The sequence below is a fragment of the Deltaproteobacteria bacterium genome, assembly GCA_016874755.1.
In the GTDB taxonomy this organism is placed as follows: Bacteria; Desulfobacterota; Binatia; order UBA9968; family UBA9968; genus DP-20.
In genome coordinates this window covers 109,042-129,225 of sequence record VGTH01000004.1, presented here as the reverse complement: position 1 = coordinate 129,225, position 20,184 = coordinate 109,042, and the positions used below count along the sequence as shown (strand labels likewise).

Annotated in this window: 19 protein-coding genes; 12 read left to right on the top strand and 7 right to left on the bottom strand. The window is 57.1% G+C overall.

The annotated features are described in order from the left end of the window. Nucleotides 1-2: 2 nt before the first annotated feature. Nucleotides 3-1,232, bottom strand: coding sequence for an aminopeptidase P family protein (locus FJ145_03960; protein ID MBM4260579.1), 1,230 nt, complete (start codon nt 1,230-1,232; stop codon nt 3-5). Between the two features lie 178 nt (nt 1,233-1,410). Between FJ145_03960 and FJ145_03955 the strand changes: the two genes are divergently transcribed. The 6 genes from FJ145_03955 to tcuA (FJ145_03930) all read left to right on the top strand — a co-directional run bounded on the left by FJ145_03955 (nt 1,411) and on the right by tcuA (FJ145_03930) (nt 6,806). After that, complete coding sequence (locus tag FJ145_03955) at nt 1,411-2,811, top strand: hypothetical protein (GenBank protein ID MBM4260578.1); 1,401 nt, start codon at nt 1,411-1,413, stop codon at nt 2,809-2,811. Between the two features lie 151 nt (nt 2,812-2,962). Continuing rightward, nucleotides 2,963-3,355 (top strand): VOC family protein, encoded by a 393-nt coding sequence (locus tag FJ145_03950; protein MBM4260577.1) that lies wholly within the window; start codon nt 2,963-2,965, stop codon nt 3,353-3,355. Nucleotides 3,356-3,389: 34 nt separating this feature from the next. Then, on the top strand, nt 3,390-3,743 hold the full coding sequence (locus FJ145_03945) for a cupin domain-containing protein (protein MBM4260576.1): 354 nt from the start codon (nt 3,390-3,392) through the stop codon (nt 3,741-3,743). A 21-nt stretch (nt 3,744-3,764) separates the two neighbouring features. Continuing rightward, entirely contained in the window at nt 3,765-4,157 is a 393-nt protein-coding gene (locus FJ145_03940; protein MBM4260575.1) for a VOC family protein, read from the top strand. 25 nt (nt 4,158-4,182) lie between these two features. Then, entirely contained in the window at nt 4,183-5,214 is a 1,032-nt protein-coding gene (locus FJ145_03935; protein ID MBM4260574.1) for an ABC transporter substrate-binding protein, read from the top strand. 125 nt (nt 5,215-5,339) lie between these two features. Beyond that, nucleotides 5,340-6,806: an FAD-dependent tricarballylate dehydrogenase TcuA gene (gene tcuA, locus FJ145_03930; GenBank protein ID MBM4260573.1), complete on the top strand. Its 1,467-nt coding sequence runs from the start codon at nt 5,340-5,342 to the stop codon at nt 6,804-6,806. A gap of 45 nt (nt 6,807-6,851) precedes the next feature. Here tcuA (FJ145_03930) and FJ145_03925 read toward each other — a convergent pair whose 3' ends face one another. The 3 genes from FJ145_03925 to tcuA (FJ145_03915) are packed head-to-tail and all read right to left on the bottom strand — an operon-like array spanning nt 6,852 to nt 10,127. Then, a complete protein-coding gene (locus FJ145_03925; protein MBM4260572.1) occupies nt 6,852-7,838 on the bottom strand; it encodes an electron transfer flavoprotein subunit alpha/FixB family protein in 987 nt (328 codons plus the stop codon). Next, nucleotides 7,838-8,605 (bottom strand): electron transfer flavoprotein subunit beta/FixA family protein, encoded by a 768-nt coding sequence (locus tag FJ145_03920; GenBank protein MBM4260571.1) that lies wholly within the window; start codon nt 8,603-8,605, stop codon nt 7,838-7,840. The genes FJ145_03925 and FJ145_03920 overlap by 1 nt, the downstream gene beginning before the upstream one ends. A 22-nt stretch (nt 8,606-8,627) precedes the next feature. After that, nucleotides 8,628-10,127, bottom strand: a complete 1,500-nt coding sequence (gene tcuA, locus FJ145_03915) for an FAD-dependent tricarballylate dehydrogenase TcuA (protein MBM4260570.1) — start codon at nt 10,125-10,127, stop codon at nt 8,628-8,630. 219 nt (nt 10,128-10,346) lie between these two features. Here tcuA (FJ145_03915) and FJ145_03910 point away from each other — a divergent pair, with 219 nt between their 5' ends. From FJ145_03910 to FJ145_03895, 4 genes are all read left to right on the top strand, one after another. Next, nucleotides 10,347-11,402 carry a hypothetical protein gene (locus tag FJ145_03910; GenBank protein ID MBM4260569.1) on the top strand — a complete coding sequence of 352 codons (1,056 nt, stop codon included), beginning with the start codon at nt 10,347-10,349 and terminating at the stop codon, nt 11,400-11,402. An 86-nt stretch (nt 11,403-11,488) separates the two neighbouring features. Then, a complete protein-coding gene (locus FJ145_03905; GenBank protein MBM4260568.1) occupies nt 11,489-12,547 on the top strand; it encodes a hypothetical protein in 1,059 nt (352 codons plus the stop codon). An 8-nt stretch (nt 12,548-12,555) separates the two neighbouring features. Then, entirely contained in the window at nt 12,556-13,008 is a 453-nt protein-coding gene (locus FJ145_03900) for an isoprenylcysteine carboxylmethyltransferase family protein (protein ID MBM4260567.1), read from the top strand. Between the two features lie 156 nt (nt 13,009-13,164). Further along, a complete protein-coding gene (locus FJ145_03895; GenBank protein ID MBM4260566.1) occupies nt 13,165-13,944 on the top strand; it encodes a ribulose phosphate epimerase in 780 nt (259 codons plus the stop codon). 109 nt (nt 13,945-14,053) lie between these two features. Here the strand turns inward: FJ145_03895 and FJ145_03890 are convergent, their stop codons facing one another. Together FJ145_03890 and FJ145_03885 are read right to left on the bottom strand one after the other, a co-directional pair. After that, a complete protein-coding gene (locus FJ145_03890; GenBank protein ID MBM4260565.1) occupies nt 14,054-15,415 on the bottom strand; it encodes a CapA family protein in 1,362 nt (453 codons plus the stop codon). Nucleotides 15,416-15,469: 54 nt separating this feature from the next. Beyond that, a complete protein-coding gene (locus FJ145_03885; protein MBM4260564.1) occupies nt 15,470-16,480 on the bottom strand; it encodes an extracellular solute-binding protein in 1,011 nt (336 codons plus the stop codon). Between the two features lie 172 nt (nt 16,481-16,652). On the opposite strand from FJ145_03885, the gene FJ145_03880 reads away from it, so the two are divergent. After that, complete coding sequence (locus FJ145_03880; GenBank protein ID MBM4260563.1) at nt 16,653-17,738, top strand: hypothetical protein; 1,086 nt, start codon at nt 16,653-16,655, stop codon at nt 17,736-17,738. A gap of 243 nt (nt 17,739-17,981) precedes the next feature. Next, a complete protein-coding gene (locus FJ145_03875; GenBank protein MBM4260562.1) occupies nt 17,982-19,037 on the top strand; it encodes an extracellular solute-binding protein in 1,056 nt (351 codons plus the stop codon). Between the two features lie 142 nt (nt 19,038-19,179). On the opposite strand, the gene FJ145_03870 is transcribed toward FJ145_03875, so the two are convergent. Further along, nucleotides 19,180-20,178: a hypothetical protein gene (locus FJ145_03870; protein ID MBM4260561.1), complete on the bottom strand. Its 999-nt coding sequence runs from the start codon at nt 20,176-20,178 to the stop codon at nt 19,180-19,182. Between the last annotated feature and the right edge of the window lie 6 nt (nt 20,179-20,184).

Sequence of the window (20,184 nt, the reverse complement as noted above, 5' to 3'; positions counted from 1 at the left end):
TTTCAAATAATTTCCGGGAACTCGAAAACTCGTTTACCGAGACGGCGCGAGCCATTCTTTTCGATTACCACCGTATCGCCGCAGCGGATCGAGTCGGGCTCATCCGCGGCCATCGCCCCGGGCTTGAGGACAAACACGTTGCCTTCGACGAGCGGTATGTCGAGGTGCTGCGTGTAGGTGGCGCTGGTGTACATATCGCCGGCGACTTCGCCGGTCACCTGCGGGCGGTCTTCGCCGATGCCGCGGCCGTGCAGCAACATCCCTTTCGGGATGAGTCCGGCTTCGCGCACGAGCTTTTGGTAGAACGCAATGACTTCCCGATACGTCACACCCGGTTTCATGAACTTTACTAGTTCGTTGAAGACTTTGACGCTGGCGTCGAATCCGCGTTTGAGCTCAGGAGCAATCTTGCCCAGGCACGCGGCTTGAACGGTTTGCGCAATATAACCGCCATATTTCGCTTCCAACTCCGTGTTGATCATGTCGCCTGCTTGCAGCGACCGATGCGGCGCAATGCGGCACGCCCACGGCACTCCGGCGCCGGCGCCCCAGTGGGTCATCGAGGGATAGTCGCCGCCGTTGGAGATGATCGTTTGCCAGATCGTCGCGACCATATCGTTTTCCATCACGCCGGGCTTCGCCTTAGCGAGAATCGCCGCCACCACTTTGTCGAGAATTTCCGCGGCGCGCTCGATCCAAGCCACTTCTTCGCCGCCTTTAACCGAACGGGCGTCCTGCAACAGCTCTGTCGCGTTCTCGAACCGTGCTTTCGGAAAAGCCTCGCGCACTTTGTCGAGCATTCCGGTGACGACGGTTCCTTCGGGGGCGCGCAACAAACCGCTCAGACCGGAAACCCCGATACGCGCGCCGTCAAGCTTCAATTCCTTCATGCGCGCGATCACCGGCGGACTCCACTCGCGCCGCGACGTGCGGATATCCAACACCCAATCCTGGGCAATCGACCACCATTCTACTTCGTTGCCGCCACGCACGAACGCGGTCACGTCGCCGCACTGGGGAAACACCACCGCAACTTCCGTTTGGTGGCCACCGATATGCGTCAAGTAACGGATGTCCGCTTGGAACTGATCCCAATGGCTTTGGTTGGGAAAACCGATGAGGGCATCGAGTTTTTCCTGGCGCATCAACTCGCGCACACGATGCCAGCGCCGCTCGCGTTCCGCCAAGCTGAATTTAGGTAAACCAAAACCACGTTCACCGCTGTTGATCATAGGCCTTACTCTCGTTTTTTAGTTTTGCTCACCTTAACTGCATCGCTCCTGGGCTTCAAACTCCCGCCACTGGAAATGCAAAATGGGTGATGATAGAGTCCGATCCGTGTCAACCACTGCCCATCGCGCCATTCCGACCCCGTCGCCGTTGCCACGTTAGGCCCCTTTGGGGGCTACTATGCAATATCTAGCTATCTGCGAGGACGATCTTCTATTTCAGTTCATGCGCAACGTGGCCGCCGAACAAGGCGAGGTGCGCTATTTGGTGCAGAACAACGCCGTTGCGCGCGGCGTTCGCAGGCGCGGCGGCAAAGTGGCGCAGGGCGACCTTCTCAAAGAAGAGACCTACAAAAAGATCAAGCTGCACCACGTCGACCAGGCGATCGTCTTTGTCCGTGACGCGGAGGTGCAACAGCGCGTTTGCCAACTGTTGCGCAGCCTCGACAAAAACCTCTCGATCGTATCGTTGACGTCGGAGAAAAACGGCAAGAAAAAAGAACCGCCCGACCCGTTGCTCCGTCACCTGCAGTTGGCCGACATCTTCGAGCAGTTTTGCGCGACGCAACTACTCGACACACTCAACGTCAAAAAAATTGAGCGCATTCGCTCGCTGTTCGCCGAGGGCGAAAAAGTTCACATTCTGTTGCAGCACGATCCCGACCCTGACGCCATCGGCAGCGCTCTGGCCCTGCGCGAACTCCTGGGACGCAATCGCACGACCACCCCGATTGTTACGTTCGGCCAAGTGACCCGTCCGGAAAATCTTGCGATGATACAATTGCTTGAGATTCAGATCGAACGGATAACGCCGGAAGATCTGCACCAGGAGGGCGCGCGCCTGGCTCTGGTCGATGTCCAGCCGCCTTACTTCGAGCAGCCCTTGGGGCGGGTTGATTTGGTCGTCGACCATCATCCTAAGCGCGCGGCGTTCAAAGCGCGCTACGCCGATTTACGCACGGGCTACGGCTCTACGTCGACGATTTTTACGGAATATTTGCGCGCCACCGGTATGGAACCGTCGCAGCGCTTGGCCACAGCCCTGCTTTACGGCATCAAAACCGACACCCTGTTTCTCGAGCGCGGCAGCAATCTGGCCGACCTGGGCGCTTTCAACTATCTCTACCCGATCGCCAACAAAGCCATGATCACGCGCATCGAGCGGCCGGCACTGCCGCGCGAAGATTTAGAGTCCATGGGTCGGGCGCTGAGCCACTTGGACGTCGACAATGGCGTTGCGGTCATTCACCTGGGCGAAGTGAACCGCGAAGACGTGATCCCGCAAATGGCCGAGTTCTGCCTGCAGATCGAAGGCGTCGATTGGAGCGTTGTGTCGGGCCTGGTAGACGACCGCGTCGTCATTTCGGTGCGTAACGTCGGCTACGTCAAGAGCGCCGGCGACATCGTGAAGAGACTCTACGACGATATCGGCAGCGCCGGCGGCCACCGCGCCATGGCCAAAGCCGTTGTTCCCGTGGACCGCTTCAAAGAAAAGTTCGGCGAAGTCAGCGAAAAAGCGATCCGCGACGCCATGGTGCCAATGATCGCGGATCGTGATCAGATTCCACTCGATTTGCACTAACGCGCACCCTCTTCTTCGCCACCCTCCTCACGATTCCAAGCTCTCCGCTGCAAGCTTTGCTCGGTCCTTAGGTGTATTCGCCGCACCTTGACAACTCTTAGCAATGGGGATTAAGGGTGAGGCAGTCTAATTTTTTTTGCGGAGGTCACTTATGCCTAAGATCCGCCATTTGGCGATTCGCACCGAAGACACCGGCAAGCTCGCTTCCTTTTACAAGGACGTTTTTGAAATGGAGATCCTCAACAAGGACAGGGAAGAGGGCGGGGCGATCTATATGACCGATGGATATCTTAACCTGGCGATCTTGCCCAACCATGAGCAAAACGCCCCCAATGGGCTGTATCATTTCGGTTTTCAGGTGGAGAACTATGAGAAAATCGCCGAACGGCTGCGCAAGGTCGATCCCAAGAAGGCGCCCAAGCAACGTCCCGCCGATCGGCTTTACGCCGAAACCCGCAGCTCCGATCCCGACGGCAACCTGTTCGATATTTCGGAGCATGGCTTCATGATCGCCGAGGCGGTGGGCGACAAAAAGAAGAGTTAGCGAGTGACGCGGGTGACCGCAAGCAGAGGCGATCATGGAAGTCTTGAACCTAGACAAAAAAATCGACGAAGCGCGCACGCATAACATTCGCAACAGCCACTTCTTCGGCACCGATAACTTTCGCACTTGGATGCTCTATTTCGAGCCGGGGGGTGAGACGCCGATGCATTTTCACCAGAATCCGGAGACGTTCTTAGTCGTCCAAGGCGAGTGTTCGATCAAAGACCTTAAAGGCGGCGAGCGCGTGGTCAAGAAAAATGACATCGTGTTCTTCGCGGCCAAGGAATACTACCAGCTCATCAACAAGAGCAAAGAACCGATGATTTTGTTCGGCAATCGTTCGGAGCCGTTTGGCATCGGCATTACCCGCGCCGAAGGCAAAGCCTAAATAAAATTTAAGGAGCCCATCATGCCCAAATTGAAACACTTGGCGATTCGCACCGAAGACACCGGCAAGCTCGCGTCGTTCTATTGCGATGTCTTCGAAATGCAGGTGCTGCACAAAGCGAAAGAAGAAGGCGGCGCGATTTTTCTAACCGACGGCTACTTCAACCTCGCCATATTGCCCAATCACGATCAGCAATCGCGGCCCGGCCTCTATCACTTCGGCTTCGAGGTGGAGGACGGCGAAAAGATCGTCGAGCGCATGAAAAAAATCAATCCCAATAAGCTGCCCAAGGCACGTCCCAATGGCCGGCCCTATGCGGAAACCCGTGGTTCCGACGTCGACGGCAATTTCTTCGACATCTCTGAGCACGGTTTTCAGGTCAATATTCCGCTCGGCGAGAAAAAGCCGGAATAACGCAGTACAGACGTAGGGGCGATTCATGAATCGCCCCTACGGAGAAAATTTCATGCGTAGCACCGCGCTGCTTGCCATCGCGATTTTCTTCGTTTCGGTCTGTGCGCCAAAGCCCACTAGCGCGCAAACCAAATCCAATCTCTCTTCGAGCGTCACCAGCGAGACCATGACTCATGTCTGGGTCGCTCGGGAGCGCGGGCTGTTCAAGAAATATGGCATCGACATGCAGTTTATCTTGATGCCGCGCAATCCGCTCGCGATCGCTGCGCTGCTTGCCGGGGAGATCGACGCCGCGATCATCGGTCCCGGTCATCTGATCAACGCCGGTCTAGGGGGAGCGACGGAACTGGTCGGCCTCGCCAACTTCAATCAAAAGCTCGATTACCGATTGAACGCGCGCCCCGAAATCAAGAAACCCGAGGACCTTCGCGGTAAGCGCATCGCGGTCAGCGGACCTGGATCGACGTCGCACATGGTATCGATGTTGGCGCTGCAGGGTCTGCATATCGATCCAGCTCAATCGAAGATCGCTTTTTTGACCATACCCGGCACCGAAATGAACCGGCGCTTGGCGATGGAAAGCGGCAGTGTCGATGCGACATCGCTGCGCGGTTCCATGGGCGAGGTCTACGCCAACAAGGGGTTCACGCAACTCTATAACCTGAAAACTGCCGGTGTAACCCTGCCGCAAAACATGCTGGTCACAGCGCGACGCACCATGGCAGCCAAGCCGCAAGTCATAGAAGGCTACTTGAAGGCAACCATCGAAGCGATATCTCTGATCAGCGATCCCGCGCACAAAGAATTGGTCAGCCGCCTTCTGGCCTCCAATCTACGCTTGACCAATCCAGCCGATGTCGAGGAATCCTATCAGGCGGTGATTCAGAACTATGAGCGCGCGCCTCATGTCGTGATCGAGGGCATGAAGCGTTTGCAAAAACTTCTGGCGCAACAGAATCCAAAGGTCGCCGATGTGAAGGTCGAGGCCTTGGTCGATCACTCGGTCATGAACAAGCTTGAAAGCTCCGGTTTCATTGCAAGTCTTTACAAGAAATAGCCTGGCGTATACCGAGCCCGTCGCAAACGAAGGCCGATGTAGGGGCGGGTCTAAGACCCGCCCGCTTGGTTTGAGATAAATAGCCTTGATGCAAATACTTGTGGTTTCTAGATGAGAATCGAACTATGAGAACCGAAAACATTCCCGTGCTCGTAGTCGGCGGCGGCAGCGCCGCCTTTGAGGCCGCCGTCGCCGCCAAGCAGGCGGCCGCACCCAAAGTCGTCATGTTGGAAAAAGCGCCGGAGCCGGAGTTCGGCGGCAACGCCCGCTATTCGCATACCGGTTTTCGCTGGGTGTTTTCCGGCGCCGATGAGATTCGCAAGTTCCTCCCGGATCTCAGCAACGAAATGTTTGCGAAGTTGAACCTGCCCGCCTATTCGTCTGAAATGTTTCACGCCGACTTACAGCGCGTCACGCGTGGGCGCATCGACAAAAAACTCGCTGACGTTTTGGTCAGCCAGTCCAACACGGCGATCCATTGGATGCGCGAGCTCGGCATCAAGTGGGAGATCGATTCTCATGTAATCATCGACGGCCGTTACTACTTCGAACCAGGTCTGGTGGTTCATCCTGTCGGCGGCGTGAGCGGCGGTCTAGGGCAGCTCGGCCAGTGGCGTGACATCGCGCTCGGCATGGGGATTGAGATTCGCTACGAGTCGAAAGTGAAGCAATTGCTCGGCAACGATCGGCGCATCGAGGGCGTGGTCGTTTCCGACCCCAACGAAGAATATGAAATCAAGAGCGGCTCGATCGTTCTCTGTGCCGGAGGTTTTCAGGCCAACGCTGAAATGCGCGCCCGCTATCTCGGCCCCAACGCCGACTTGATGAAAGTGCGCGGCAGTCGGCACGACACCGGCGAAGTGCTAATGATGACGCTCGCCATGGGCGCCAAAGCCGCCGGTCATTGGCAAGGCGCGCACGCGACACCGATCGATTCGACATACCCCGACGTCGAGATCGGCAGCAAAGCCAACCGCTACGGCTATCCCTATAGCATCACGGTCAACTCACTCGGCCAGCGTTTCTTCGACGAGGGCGAGGCGCGCCATTCGTACACCTACGCAAAAACCGGCTGGGCGGTGTTGAATCAACCGGGCGCCATCGCCTATCAAATTTACGATCAGAAGACGACTCCGTTGCTCGGCAACCGCTATGAGTTCTCGACACCCATTGAAGCCGACAGCATCGACGAACTAGCCGGCAAGATCGGCATCGAGCCGACGATTCTCAAGCACACAATTCAAGAGTTCAATGGCGCCGTGCGCAAAGACATCCCCTTCGATGCAACAAAGCTGGACGGCAAATGCACCGAGGGCATCACGCCGAAAAAATCCAACTGGTCGAGCCCGATCGACAAGCCGCCCTACTGGGCTTACTCGATCACCGGCGGCGTGACGTTCACATTCGGCGGCTTGCAGATCAACGAAAGCGCCCAGGTGCTAAACACGTCAGGAAACCCGATTCGCGGCCTTTACGCCTCAGGCGACATCGTCGGCTTGTTTTTTCACAACTACCCGTCATGCACAGGGCAAACACGCAATGTGGTTTTCTCGCGCTTGGCGGGAAGGCACGCAGCGGCGCAAGGGCTTTAGGCCTGCGGCTATTACAAATTATAGATTTCACATTTCAGGATAGGATTAGCCCGCCTTCGCTTCTCTCGCCGCTTTGGTGAGTGCTGGAACGATTTCGAACAAATCGCCGACGACGCCAATGTGCGCCACGCCGAAGATCGGCGCGTTGGCGTCTTTGTTGATGGCGATGATTTTGTTGGCGTCGCGCATGCCGGCCAAGTGTTGGATGGCGCCGGAGATGCCGCAGGCAATGTAGATTTTGGGCGTGACCGTTCTTCCTGATGCGCCGACTTGGCGCTCGCGGGGCAGCCAGCCGACGTCGACGATGGGACGCGAGCAAGCGAGCACGCCGCCTAAGGCGTCGGCTAATTCTCCGATCAGCGGAATCTTCTCTACGGTGCCAATGCCGCGGCCGACGGAGACGACAATTTCTGCTTTGGTGATGTCGACGTCGCCTATTGGTTCTTCTGAAATGCCTAAAACTTTACTGCGCGCGGGAATGCTCGCGACGTCGACGTTTACAGTTTCGATGGGTGCTTGATTAGCCGACGCTTCCGCCGGTGCGAAGGAACCTTTTTGTAATGCGATCACCGCCCGCTCGTCGTTATCCAGCGCCACGTGCGCATGCAGCGTGCTGTCGAACACGGGGCGAGTCACGACGACCGCATCGTCGGCAAACTTCACGTCAACGCAGTTGGTCAGAGCGCTGACACCCATTTGCGCGGCGATCGCCGGCGTCAGCTCCATGCCAACTAGGCCGTAGCCCACCAATACAAAGCAGACGTCTAGTTGCTTGGCGACCTGCGCGACGACTTTGGCTTGCACTTCGCCAGCGGCGGAATCGAGAGCTGCGTTATCAACGAGCACGACTTTGTCCGCGCCGCAGTTCTGCAGTGCCGTGCCCACACCGGCAATTTGATGACCGAGAGCCAGGGCAATGAGCTGCGCGTTGAGCTGTGAAGCTAACTGCCGTCCGGCAGTTAGGAGTTGCAACGTTACGGAATCGACTTTACCGTCGACGTGTTCGACGAGAACAACGATGCTTTGTGCCATTACCGATTCTCCCGAATCTTGCTAAGCAGTGCGTCAGCGACATCGAGCGGATTTCCTTGAATGAGCTCGACTTGATGGGCACGCTCCGGCGGTTTGACCGCCAAAATGCGGTAACCCTTCGGCGCTAACTGGTCGGCACTGATCTCGAGATCCGCCATCGTGAACGATTTCACCGGTTGTTGTCGCGCGCGTACGCGGCGCGCCGGTGGCACGAAGGTGAGTGGTTGGATGCCGGTTTGGATGCAGAGGAGCGCCGGGAGCTGTAATTCCACGTCAGCGTTACGCCCGCCGCCAAGTTCTTTGCGTGCGACGATTGTTCTCGGATCCTTCACTTCGACACCGACGACGGCGTAGGCAAATGGTAGATCAAGCAAGTTTGCCGCTGTGATTCCAACTTGTCCACCTAAGGTATCACGTGCTTGAGTGCCGGTGAGGACGAGATCGTATTCAAGCTTTTTCAGTGCTGCAGCGAGAACTTTGCTGGCGACCTGCGGGTCCTGTGTTTCGCAGTCGACGCGCACGGCCTTGTCGGCGCCTTTGGCAAGCGCATAGTACAAAACGTCCTGTGACTTGATACTGCCCATGGAGATCGCTGTGATCGTCCCGCCGTGGGTTTTCTTTAACACCAAAGCTTCTTCGAGCGCATATTCATCGCACTCGTTGATCGCCAAGAGTTGTCCTTGGTAGTTGAGCGACTTAGCATCGTCGCCAATTTTTAAGTCCGTCACCAAACCAGGGACGGATTTACAACAAACAACAATATTCATAGGACTTGCTTCGCTCGTTAGCTTATCCGTTCGTCGCTGCGTTGGTGCCGGCGACTTTTCCGGTGACAGCACCGCGCAGGAGGCCTGAGCCGCTCGGATAGTTGTAGAAGAAAAAGCCCGCGGTCAATTCACCGGCGCCGTAGAGTCCGGAAATCGGCCGGTCGAATTTATTCAGAATTTGGCATTTCGGATTCACCTTCAGCCCGCCGTAGGTGAACGTCAATCCACAAGTCGCTGCGTACGCAGTGTACGGCGGTGTATCCATCTTGTTGGCCCAGTTGGTTTTCGGCGGATGAATGCCTTCGGTGTGGCGCCCGTCGCGGATCAGTTCGTTGAACGGTTTGTCGTCTTGCACGGCTTTATTGAACTCATCGACGGTCTTTTCCAGCGTATTCGGATTGATTTCCAACATCTCGGCCAGCTCGCGAATCGAGTTGGCTTTGATCGCCGTGGCGCCCTCATACAGGTAGCGGGCGACGCATTCCTCCAATTTCTTATCGAAAATCTGGTAGGCGATGCCGCCCGGCTGTTTCAAAATCTCAGCGCCGGTCTTGGCGTACGTGTAAGCGTGGAAGTCTTCGCCTTCGTCAATGAAGCGGCGGCCGTCGGTGTTGACCATGATGCCGATCGTCCAAGCATACCGATGCGTGCGATTGCGCCGGTTCGTTGGATCGAGGAACCCGCCTTCATATTCACCCGCGTCGGCATCGATTGGCGTGGCATGTCCGCCGCTCCAGTGGCCAAACGCTTGCGCGCCGATGTCGAGCGCCATTTGAATGCCGTCGCCGGTGTTATAGCGCGTGCCGCGCACTTTGGCCAAGTCCCAACCCGCGCCTAGGAATTGCGCGCGCATGGCCGGATTTGCAGAAAATCCACCGCAGGCCAAGACGACGCCTTTGCAGCGAATTTCCGTAAGTCCGTTTTGCGGACTCTCGGCGATGATGCCGTAAACTCCTCCTTGTTCGTTGACCAAGAGCCGCTGCGCGCCGGTTTCAAAGCGAATCTCGATGCCCAACCTTTTTAGAATCGCGTGCCACATTTCGACCAAACCGCCGCCGCCGTCTTTGGAGTTGATAAAGCTGCTGCCGTGATGCCACTGAAAGCGGTCGCCGACGGGTTTGCCGAGGTTGTAGAGAATTTCCCACTGGATGCCCATCTCGCGCATCCATTTTACGGTTGGATAGGACTCGCTCACCAGCAGTTCGGCCAATTCAGGAACCGAGCGGCCGCGTGTCACGCGCATGATGTCCGAATAAAAATCGTCGGCGGTGTAGGGCGGCAAATCGATTTTGGCGAACTCCGCCTCCGAAATATGCGGCAGGAGCGGCCGCTCGTCGACGAGGCCATTGTGCACATGGCGAAACTGCGCGCCGTGGCTGAACCAGGTATTGCCGCCTTTCTTTTTCTCCGGCGCTTTTTCCAGGACGAGAACTTTCGCGCCCGCAACATGGGCGGCGCAGGCGGCCGCTTGAGCCGCGTTGCCGAAGCCGACGACGACAACGTCGTAGTTTTCTGTCTTCATAATGAGTCCCTCCGAGTTCGTGGTCACTATTGTTAGAAGGTGCCCGCAAGAAAGGTCACACGCGGGAGGCTGTGCGACAACTCTTTGCTCCTATGCCTTTCGGGCAAAAAGTTCAACCGAAATTAGCGATTGCAAATCTTCCAACCGAGGTTTAGAAGCAGAACCTTAGGGCTGCGCACTTGGGTCGAACTTTTGCTGCGCAAGCTTGCGGAGGCTCCCTTGAACCGACGAAACATTGTTAACGATCGTCGCGTCGTTTGCGGTTTGCTATTGGCGATTTTGTGCAGCTCCCCAGCGCAGGGCCAGAGCGCAAAACCATTCTATGAGGGCAAAACCATCGAGCTGATCGCGTCGAGCGGCACCGGCGCGACAACGGACATCGTCTCGCGGCTAGTTTCGCGCTACCTTGGCAAGTACATCCCCGGCAATCCGGGGATCCTGGTGCGCAACATGCCAGGCGGCGGCGGCTTGGTGTCGGCGAACTATCTTTACAACATCTCCAAGCCCGATGGCCTGGCGATTCTGACGGTGAGCCGGGCCAATTACATGGAGCAGATGATCGGCCGGCCGGAGGTCAGGGCCGATTTTCGCAAATTTAGCTGGCTCGGCAGTTTCAACAAAGCGCCGATGATGTTTGCCTGTCGCAGCGACACGCCATATAAGAACTGGGCCGCAGTGCGCGCCTCGAAGACTCCGCCCCGCGTCGGTCAATCGGGCACCGGCAGTATCAGTTACATTTTTGCCAAGCTGCTCGACAAGATCTTCGACGTAAAGCTGAGAAACGTCACCGGCTTCCAATCGGCACGCGAAACCGATCTCGGCATGGAACGAGGCGAGGTCGATTGCCGCGCCACCTCCGATCTCACGGTGATTCGCTCGCCGTGGAACCGCTGGGTCAAGGAGAAATACATTACGTTTTTTTTGCAACAGGGACCGGAGAAAAGCGATCTGATTCCACCCGTGCCAACCGTGTACGAGTTGGCGCCACCGGAAGCGAAGCCGACGGTGGACCTGATGAGCGTCATCCTGGCCTACACCGAATTTGACCGCCCCTTCGCTGCGCCGCCTAACGTTCCAAAAGACCGTTTACAGCTTCTGCGCGACGGCTTTGTAAAGATGCTGCAAGACAGGGAATTCGCCGTGGAGGCGAAAACTCTGCTCGACTGGGACGGCGCTTCTCATCTGACCGGCGAGCAACTGCAGAAGCGGATGGAAAGCGTGATCAACCAACCCGCGGACGTGCTCAAGCGAATCAAAGAGATTTTGGCGGATTGATTGCCCTCACCCCAACCCATCGGAATGGGCGCGGGCGTCGGAACAGTCCTCGTGCGCGGGAACCCTTCCTCAACGAAAGGCGAAAGATGGTGGAGCAGAGTTTCTCCCTCAAACGGGTTCTCGTCGTCTGTAGCGTCGCTTTCTTATCGGCGGGTTCTCTGGCACACGCTCAAACCGCCAAGCCCTTCTACGAAGGCAAGACGCTCAACATCGTCGTCGCCAGCGGGCCGGGCGCGTCGACGGATATCGGCGCGCGCCTCGTCGGGCGATTCCTCGGCAAACATATTCCGGGCAATCCCAACACGTTGGTGCAGAACCTACCGGGCGCCGGCGGCTTGGTGGCGGCCAATCAGATTTACAATCTCACCAAACCCGACGGCCTGACCATTGTGGCGGTGACGCGCTCCAACTATCTGGATCAAATGGTCGGCAAACCGGAAGTCCGATTCGACTTCCGCAAGTTCTCCTGGGTCGGCAGTTTCAACAAATCGCCGATGATGATCGCCTGCCGCAGCGACACACCGTACAAGAGCATCGCGACGATAAAGTCAGCGAAAACGCCGCCGCGCTTCGGCCAGGCGGGCACGGGCAGCATCAGCTACGTGTTTGCCAATCTTGTCAGTAAAGTCTTCGACATTAAGATCAAAAACGTCCTCGGCTTCGGCTCGGGCCGCGAGATCGATCTGGGCGTGGCACGTGGCGAGGCCGATTGCCGCGCGACCTCAGACGTTACCGTCATCCGCGCGCCGTGGAACGAGTGGGTTAAAGACAAGTTTGTCACGTTCGTCCTTCAGCAAGGTCCGGAAAAAAGCCGACTGCTACCACCCGTGCCTACCGTCACGGAAATCGCGCCGCCGGAAGGCAAACCTTTCGTTAACTTAATGGGCGTCGTGCTCGCTTATACCGAATTCGACCGCCCCTTCGCCGCGCCGCCCGGGATGCTGAAAGAACGGCTGCAAATTCTCCGCGAGAGCTTCGAGCGCATGCTCAAAGATCCGGAGTTTGGGGTGGAAGCGAAGAAGCAATTGGACTGGGACGGAACCGCTTTTCTTACCGGCGAGCAGATGCAGAAAAAAATCGGCGTAACCGTGACCCAGCCGCCGGATGTGATCAAGCGGATCAAAGAGGTTTTGGCGGAGGAGTGACCTTATTCATGCGCTTTATTCGCCGCACGCCTGTTCGCACATTTGTGATCTATCCTCTGATCACCCTGCTCTGGGAACTATTCGTAAGAGCAGGAATGCTCGAGGCGAATCTTTGGGCGCTGCCTTTGATGATCTGGGGTTTTCTGCAGTATCGCCTCTGCGGCCAGTACCGCATCAAACACGGCGGCGGCGGTCCCGGACTTGAGACACCGCCAGAACGATTGGTTTCAAGCGGCCCCTATGGTTGGACACGCAACCCGATGTACCTGGGTCATATTATTTTTCTTACGGGTTTGACCCTAACGTTAAATTCAATTCTCGCCGCTGTGATCACTGTCGCGGTAGCGATTTGGTTCCACTTACGCGTTGTCGGTGATGAGAAAAAACTGGTGACGCGACTTGGCCAGCCGTACGTCGACTACACGAAATCGGTAAAACGCTGGATCCCCGGAGTATTCTAACCGGTAGTTGGAGCGATCCTCTGATCACCTCGTAACTCCAAACTCTCCCATGATTGACAGCTTGCCGACGCGGCGATATTTCTCTGCCCAGAAAATTGGCGGTTGTGATTTCCCGTAGAAATATCCGACTTCACCGTCTGACGCACAATGACTGACATGGCCGCGAGTCCCTATCCACCGTTTGACGGGGTCGAGCCCTACGGCACAATCCGTTCGATTGCCGATGAACGGGCGCACCGCAAGCGGATAAGTGCGCTCGGATATCGCATCTTTGGCGCGATGCGCTGGGGGATGCTCGGCGACGGCCACATATCGGCGCGTGATCCCGAGCTCACTGACCACTTTTGGCTGCTCGACTGGGGCGTTCCTTTTGGCGCGGCGACCGTTGGCAAGTTAGTTCTGGTCGGGCCCGGTGGTGAAGTGATGGATGCCGATGGCAACGCTACCGGTGCCGTCAACACGGCGGGCTACAACATCCACCATCCGCTGCTTGCGGCGCGTCCCGACGTCGTGAGCGCGGCTCACACCCATACGGCCTTCGGCACGCCTTGGTCAGCCAACGTCGCCCCGTTCCGCGCGCTCAGTCAGGAGGCGTGTGCTTTCGTTTTTGATCAGGCGCTCTTCGACGATGAGGAAGTAGAAGTGCTTTCCATCGATGGCGGCAAGCGCATCGCCGCGGCGCTCGGCGACAAGAAGCTTTGCATCCTGCGCAACCACGGCTTGCTTACGGTGGGCCGGTCTGTGGAGTCAGCGATCGGCTGGTTCGTGATGGCCGAACGGGTGGCCGAGGTCCACGTGAAAGCGCCCAATGGGCCGGCGATATCCGACGAGGCCGCTGCTCTTGCAGCGTCTACGCTGCAGCCGGATCATGTCGGCTGGAGACTATTCCAGTGGCTACAGCGGTCGCTGGTTCCTGATCGATCCGTGGTCGACTGAACCGCCCACCCTGCCCAGCTTCGAAAAATCCCACTAACCTCGCTCTGCGAAAGGGAGGGACCGGAAAGTGCGCTACAGAAAAATCGGCTCTTACATCACCTACGCGAATCTAAAGTGAAATAACTCCGACGCCGTCGCGATTGGTGACTTTGGTGCCGTAGCGTGCCGATAGTTTCGTCACGCGATCGATCACGCGCTTGGCAACTTCCCCTTCGGCTAACACGGGGCGGCCTCTTTGCGGCAGCGGCCGGCCGAAGCCTTGATCGATGGCGTGGACTTCGATGCGCGCTAACTTCTTCTTTTCGAACTTGCACACCGCGAACATGTTTTCCCAGTAGGCGCGATCGCTGGGGTGGCCTTTCTTGCCGCCGTTGGTGCGCGCGTCGAGGAAATCGGTCGGCGTCGCTTTGAGATCGAGATCGAATCGTTCGTAGGCGTCGGCGGGGAAAAAACCGACGGTTTCGTTTTGAAAAACGAAGTTGCCGACGCTGTAGAGAATCGGCTTGCCTTTGTAGATTTCGATGCCCATCGGAAAATGGGAGCCGTGGCCGACGAAGATGTCGGCGCCTTCGTCGATCGCTTGATGGGCAAACTTGGTGAAGAAGTCTGCGGTCTCTTCGAGCTCCGCGCGCGTGCCCGCTGAGAGCAACGTTGGTCCGCCGAATTCGTGACAGTGGGCGCTGACCACCAACCAATCGGCTTGGCGGCGCGCCTCGCGAATCCATTTGAGATTATCTTGTAAGTCGCGCTCGTTGGCTTTCGTCGTTATGGAGAAACCTTCGCCCGCCACATAGCGATGACCGAGTAGGCTTAGTTCCGGCGCATCGGCCTTGGTGATTTCCTTATCGCTATAAAAGTGCTTGCGTGCGCGCTCGTTGCTTTTCTCGAAGCCGAGCTCGCGGCTGATGCGTTTTAACTGCTCGAAGGCGGCGCCATCGACGCAGTGGGTGGTTTCAAATCCGAGCGGACTGATACCCGGCCGGCCGCGCAGATCGGGACGCTGCTCGCCGGCTTGGTTCCATGGCCGGAATGTTGCCGTAGTCGCTATGAGACCGACGCGCCCATTGGGCGTGTCCAAATATCCCGGCGCGCGCGCCGCGGCGAGATTTTTTCCCGTGCCCGCATGGGTCATACCCGCCTCGTCGAGATGGCGAATATTAGCGAGCACGCCGTCTTCACCATAATCGAAGGCATGATTGTTGGCGCAGGAAACTATATTAACGCCGAGCCATTTTAAATCCTCGAGCAGCGGCGGCAACGTGGTCATGAAGGTTCCCTGGGTGATGCCGGGCGTGCCTTCTTCCCAGGTATGCACCGTGCCTTCGAGGTTGACGAAACGAGCGTCGGCGCTGTGAAGAACCTCGCGCAGTTTTAAGAACGCGGGTTCTTTGAAGGGCGTCAATTTTCGCGTTAACATGGTGTCGCCGCCCAGGGCGATGGAAAAATTTCCCGCTTCGGCTTCGTAGGGCATGGTGGTTCTCCTCGTCGTTCAGATGGAGAGGGCGACCAGCCGGTCGCCCCTACCTCATTTCAATCCCATTACGTTGCGATAGGTTTTGTAAAATTCGTTGTAGCGCGCCGCTAAACTCATCGGCAGCGGAATCACTTTGGTGTTTTTCGGCGCTTCGCGCAGAATCGGCGAGCTGACATCGGTGCGCGGCACGTGATAGCCGGCGGCGGCCATGACCTCCTGGCCCTCCCGCGACAGCATGAAATCTTGGAACAGCCGTCCAGCATTGGGATGGGGCGCTTCTTTTACAACCGCCGAACCGAAGGTCAGGCCGATCACTGGCTCGGCGGCGACCCACTCGATGGGCGCGTTGTCTTTTTTTAAGCGATCGACGCCGTTGGCAAAGGCGACCACGACGATGGGACGCTCACCGGCGGCACATAAGGTTTGCAGCAGAGTATGGCCGGTGCGAAATTGAATCTCCTGACGCGCCAGCCGGCGCAGCAAATCCAGGGTCTTCGCCTCGCCGTAGTACTGCATCATACCGGCCATCCATTTGCTCTCGTTCTCGTCCATCAGGAGCTGGCCTTTCCACTTTGGCTCGACCAGATCCCAAAAACTCTTCGGCGCATCGGCAGGAGCGACCATTTTCTTGTTGTAGGCGATTACGTTCAAGGTTGAGGCGGGTATCATCCAAACGCCCTTTTCATCGCGGTACTCGGCGGGATAGGCGGCACGCTCGGGCGAGAAGTAGCTATCGAAGATGCCTTTTTGCAAAACCCCGTAGAAATCGAACGCCGATTGTTGCACCACGTCGGCGCTGACTTTGCGCGCCTGGGTCTCGGCGACCAAGCGGGTTGCCATGCGCTCGGACCCGATGCGGGTGGTGTTGACCTTGATGCCGGGATATTTTTTCTCGAAAGCGGCGGCCAGGCGCTGTGCCGAGGCGGCTTCCATCGAAGCATAGAAGACCACCTGGCCTTCTTTGCGCGCTGCGTCAATAATCGCCTCGGCGCCTTGCGCATAGGTCAACACGAAAGCCGCAAACCAAAGCATTGGCGCAAAAATCGAAACGGCAAGCTTCATAGGACGTCCCTCCGCATAGACTCGACACCGTAGGTGAGGGAGGATTACCACCGATAACAAAGGGGCGTCAATGCAAAAAAAGCTTTGCTTCACGCTACACAAAAGGTGTATTGAGGAATTGGTCAAAGCAATCGATCGTTGTATAACGGGCAAAACGGAAGGAGTAATTATTATGGAGCGCACCCTCGCGCGATGTTTATCACTGACCGCGGCTTTCTTCGCCCTAACGGTGGCAGCCTTCGCCGCGGAAAAAGCGCCCTTTTACCAGGGCAGGACCTTAAATCTGATCATCAACTTCGCCGCCGGCGGTCCTACCGACATCGAAGGGCGCATTTTTGCCAAGCATCTGCCGAAGCATATTGCTGGCAACCCGACGGTGACAGTGCAAAACATGGGTGGCGGCGGCGGCATCACGGCCGTGAACTATATGGGCGAAGTGGCCAAACCCGACGGCTTCACCGGCGCGTACTTCACCGGCAGCTTGTTTCATCAGCAGGTCAAAGATCCTGGGCAGCGCGTCGATCTGAGTACATTCGGCTTCGTCACCGGCGTTCACGGCGTAACGGTTTCCTACATTCGCGCCGACACGCCTCCCGGCGTCAAGAAGCCCGCCGACTTTTTGAAGCTGCCCAGATTTCGCGCCGCCGGGCTCGGTGTGAGCAGTTCGAAGGACGTTCGTTTCCGGCTTTCGTTCGATCTCCTCGGCCTGAAATACGATTATGTGACCGGCTACAACAGCAGTTCCGATGCCCGCCTGGCCGTCCAGCGCAACGAAGCCCAATATCACGACGAAACCCTGCCCGGCTATCGAACGCAAGTGGAGCCGCAGATGGTGAAGACCGGTATGGTGGTGCCCCTCTATTATACCGATCTGGTTGCGCCCAGCGGGGAAATCTTGGTGAGCCGCGACGTCCCGGAGCTGCTGCCCTTTACCTATTTCTACCGCGAAGCGTTCGGCAAGAATCCGTCTGGGATCAAATACGAAGCTTTGAAAGCCGCCAACATGTCGAGCACCAACATGACCCGCATGGTGCTTTTGCCGCCCAAAGCGCCGGCAGAAGCGACCGCGACTTTGCGCAAAGCCTTCGACGGCCTCGCGCGCGATCAGGACTTTCTCCAGGAAGCCATCGCCGCGATGCGCTTCCATCCGCGCTTCGAAGTCGGCGAAGCGGGCGAACGTTTGTTCAAGCAAGCCTCGCAAGTGCCGCAGGAGGTTGTCAGTTTCCTGCGCAAGTTTATCGAGGAGGCGAACAAGTAGACTGCCGATGAAGCAACTCGTATTCGGCGGATTATCCGAAGGCGTGGTGACCTGGTACACTTCGCTCGGCGGCGACGGCTACTGCCTGGCCCCGAAGGCCAAGCCGTTTTAGAAAAATACGAGAAAGAACTGGAGCGCTGGGAAAAGCTTATGAAAGAAACCAGCCGGCGCGGCCAATAGCCAGTAGGTGCTTGATAGCGCGGTCTCTTGTCGGTACAAAGTTACCGAGGAGACCCGTAAACGATGCACTTTTTCGTATTCGTCCTTCTTGCCCTATCAGTTTTATTCCCGCTTCAGCTGTTCGCCCAAGCACGCAAAGCCCTGACCATTTCGGAGCTCGTAACCTACAACGGCAAAGACCGCGAGCAAGTGCTCTTTGCCGGCGCCAAGGCCGAAGGTAAAGTGACTTGGTACACCTCGCTCGCCGGGGATTCCTACAAAGCCTTGATCAAGGCTTTCGAAGGCAAATACCCCGGCGTGAAAATCGAAGCCTACCGCTCCAACGGCAGCGAGATCACCAACCGCATGGTCGAAGAGGCCAAAGCGAGACGGTCCATTGTCGACACGATCGAGACCACCGAAGCGAACTTGATGTTCCAGCGCGAAGCGTTCCTGCTGCGCCCCTATCACTCGCCGTTTTTCGCGGCCTATCCCGAGGAGGCCAAAGCAAGAGGCGAGCGCGGCCTTTACTTTTGGGGCACTGCGCGCGAGTCCTACATCGGCTTTGGCTACAACAAGAACTTGGTCCCCAAAGACGCTGTGCCGAAGAACTACGACGGCCTGCTCCACCCAGCCCTCAAAGGCCGCATGGGGTTGACCATTGACGATACCAGTTCCAAATCCATCGGTGCGATGTTAAAAACCCGCGGGCCAGAGTTTGTAAAAAAATTAAAGGGCCAGGAGATCCCGTTACACACGATCATCCCGCCGGCGCTGCTTGAGCTGATCGGTTCCGGCGAGCTGATCGCCGGCGCGGCGATCTTTCGCAACCATGTGATCGTTGCCCAGCAAAAAGGCTCGCCGGTCGAGTGGGTGCCGATGGACATCGTACCGACCAACGTCGGCGGCGTCGCCGTTGCTGCCCAGCCGCCGCACCCCCACGGCGCGCTGCTACTGGCCGATTATCTGCTCGGCCCTGAAGGCCAAGGCATCTTGGAAAAATATCAATACGGCAACGCCGCGAAGAATTACGGCTTCAAACGCTGGCGTCCGGAGCGCGAGATGTCGATGGAAAAGTATGAGAAGGAGTTAGAGCGCTGGGAAAAGTTGCTGAAAGAAACCGGCCGCCGAGGGGCGTAGGCAGAAATTAACCACAAAAAACACATGGAAATGCGTTGCGTATTCCGCGGTCTTTGCGGTGAAAAGTCCGTATCTAAGTATTTCCTTCTGTGATCTTTGTGATCTTTGTGATCTTTGTGATCTTTGTGCCCTTTGTGTTTAATTATTTCCCCTCGTACAACTTCTTGATGAACCCGCTCTTGTCCAAATCGGCGACGAAGCTTGTATCGACAAACTCTTCCGGTTTGTGCGAGCGGACTTCCGGCCGGCGATGCGCTGCGATGTCGTAAATCGCCTCTAGCCCTTTGGTGATCGGATACGGGGCGGAGATGAAATCCTGCCGGTGAATTATATACGCCCCTTCGAGGTACTCGGGATCGTTGTTACGCAGATATTTTGCAAGTATTTGTTTGCTATGTTCTTTGTTGTGTTTCAGATAAGCGATGCCTTCGACAAAGGACCGCACAAAGCGCATCACGCTGTCGCGGTCCTCTTTGATCGTCCGGCGCCGCGTCACCACTGACGCCGTCGGATAGACGATCTCTTTTTTGGCATCGAGCAATGGACGATAGCCTTTGCGCTCGGCCTGAATGTCGGCGGGATACGAAAGGTCGGCGGCATCGATGGACCCATTGTACAGCGCCTGCAGTCGCTCGGCAGTATTACCCACGGCGAGCCAGTAAAGATCGCGCGTGGTGTCGATGCCGTATTTCCGCAGCACATAGCCGAACAGCAGATCGCCCGCTGAGCCCAAACTCGATATGCCAATTTTCTTACCTTTAAGATCTTCGACCCGCCGTATCTCCGGCTTGACCATCAAGCGGCTACCCTGCACGCCGATGCCATGGGCAACGTTGACTAGATCGGCGCCATTGATTACGGCAAGCATGACTTGGGGCAACGCCACCGATGCAGCGAAAAGACTTCCTGATAACATCGCCTGCGAAGTACGGCCCGAGCCGTTGAGCAATACCGCTTCGACATCGAGTCCGTTCTTCTCAAAGATCTTGGCTTCTTTGGCGACCCACGGTATCCACAAGGTCGGCGACAGCGTCGAAACACCCCAATAGATTTTCTTGAGCGGCTTGTCTTGGGCCCATCCCGGCGCCGTAAGCGCAAAGATCGCAAGTAGCACAAGAATCGTTCGCAGCTTTTGCAACATGACAAC

Bases quoted from the DNA above. Each gene is read 5' to 3' on its own strand.
- FJ145_03960 (MBM4260579.1), bottom strand. From the start codon at position 1,232: ATGATCAACAGCGGTGAACGTGGTTTTGGTTTACCTAAATTCAGCTTG.
- FJ145_03955 (MBM4260578.1), top strand. From the start codon at position 1,411: ATGCAATATCTAGCTATCTGCGAGGACGATCTTCTATTTCAGTTCATG.
- FJ145_03950 (MBM4260577.1), top strand. From the start codon at position 2,963: ATGCCTAAGATCCGCCATTTGGCGATTCGCACCGAAGACACCGGCAAG.
- FJ145_03945 (MBM4260576.1), top strand. From the start codon at position 3,390: ATGGAAGTCTTGAACCTAGACAAAAAAATCGACGAAGCGCGCACGCAT.
- FJ145_03940 (MBM4260575.1), top strand. From the start codon at position 3,765: ATGCCCAAATTGAAACACTTGGCGATTCGCACCGAAGACACCGGCAAG.
- FJ145_03935 (MBM4260574.1), top strand. From the start codon at position 4,183: ATGAATCGCCCCTACGGAGAAAATTTCATGCGTAGCACCGCGCTGCTT.
- tcuA (MBM4260573.1), top strand. From the start codon at position 5,340: ATGAGAACCGAAAACATTCCCGTGCTCGTAGTCGGCGGCGGCAGCGCC.
- FJ145_03925 (MBM4260572.1), bottom strand. From the start codon at position 7,838: ATGGCACAAAGCATCGTTGTTCTCGTCGAACACGTCGACGGTAAAGTC.
- FJ145_03920 (MBM4260571.1), bottom strand. From the start codon at position 8,605: ATGAATATTGTTGTTTGTTGTAAATCCGTCCCTGGTTTGGTGACGGAC.
- tcuA (MBM4260570.1), bottom strand. From the start codon at position 10,127: ATGAAGACAGAAAACTACGACGTTGTCGTCGTCGGCTTCGGCAACGCG.
- FJ145_03905 (MBM4260568.1), top strand. From the start codon at position 11,489: ATGGTGGAGCAGAGTTTCTCCCTCAAACGGGTTCTCGTCGTCTGTAGC.
- FJ145_03900 (MBM4260567.1), top strand. From the start codon at position 12,556: ATGCGCTTTATTCGCCGCACGCCTGTTCGCACATTTGTGATCTATCCT.
- FJ145_03895 (MBM4260566.1), top strand. From the start codon at position 13,165: ATGGCCGCGAGTCCCTATCCACCGTTTGACGGGGTCGAGCCCTACGGC.
- FJ145_03890 (MBM4260565.1), bottom strand. From the start codon at position 15,415: ATGCCCTACGAAGCCGAAGCGGGAAATTTTTCCATCGCCCTGGGCGGC.
- FJ145_03885 (MBM4260564.1), bottom strand. From the start codon at position 16,480: ATGAAGCTTGCCGTTTCGATTTTTGCGCCAATGCTTTGGTTTGCGGCT.
- FJ145_03880 (MBM4260563.1), top strand. From the start codon at position 16,653: ATGGAGCGCACCCTCGCGCGATGTTTATCACTGACCGCGGCTTTCTTC.
- FJ145_03875 (MBM4260562.1), top strand. From the start codon at position 17,982: ATGCACTTTTTCGTATTCGTCCTTCTTGCCCTATCAGTTTTATTCCCG.
- FJ145_03870 (MBM4260561.1), bottom strand. From the start codon at position 20,178: ATGTTGCAAAAGCTGCGAACGATTCTTGTGCTACTTGCGATCTTTGCG.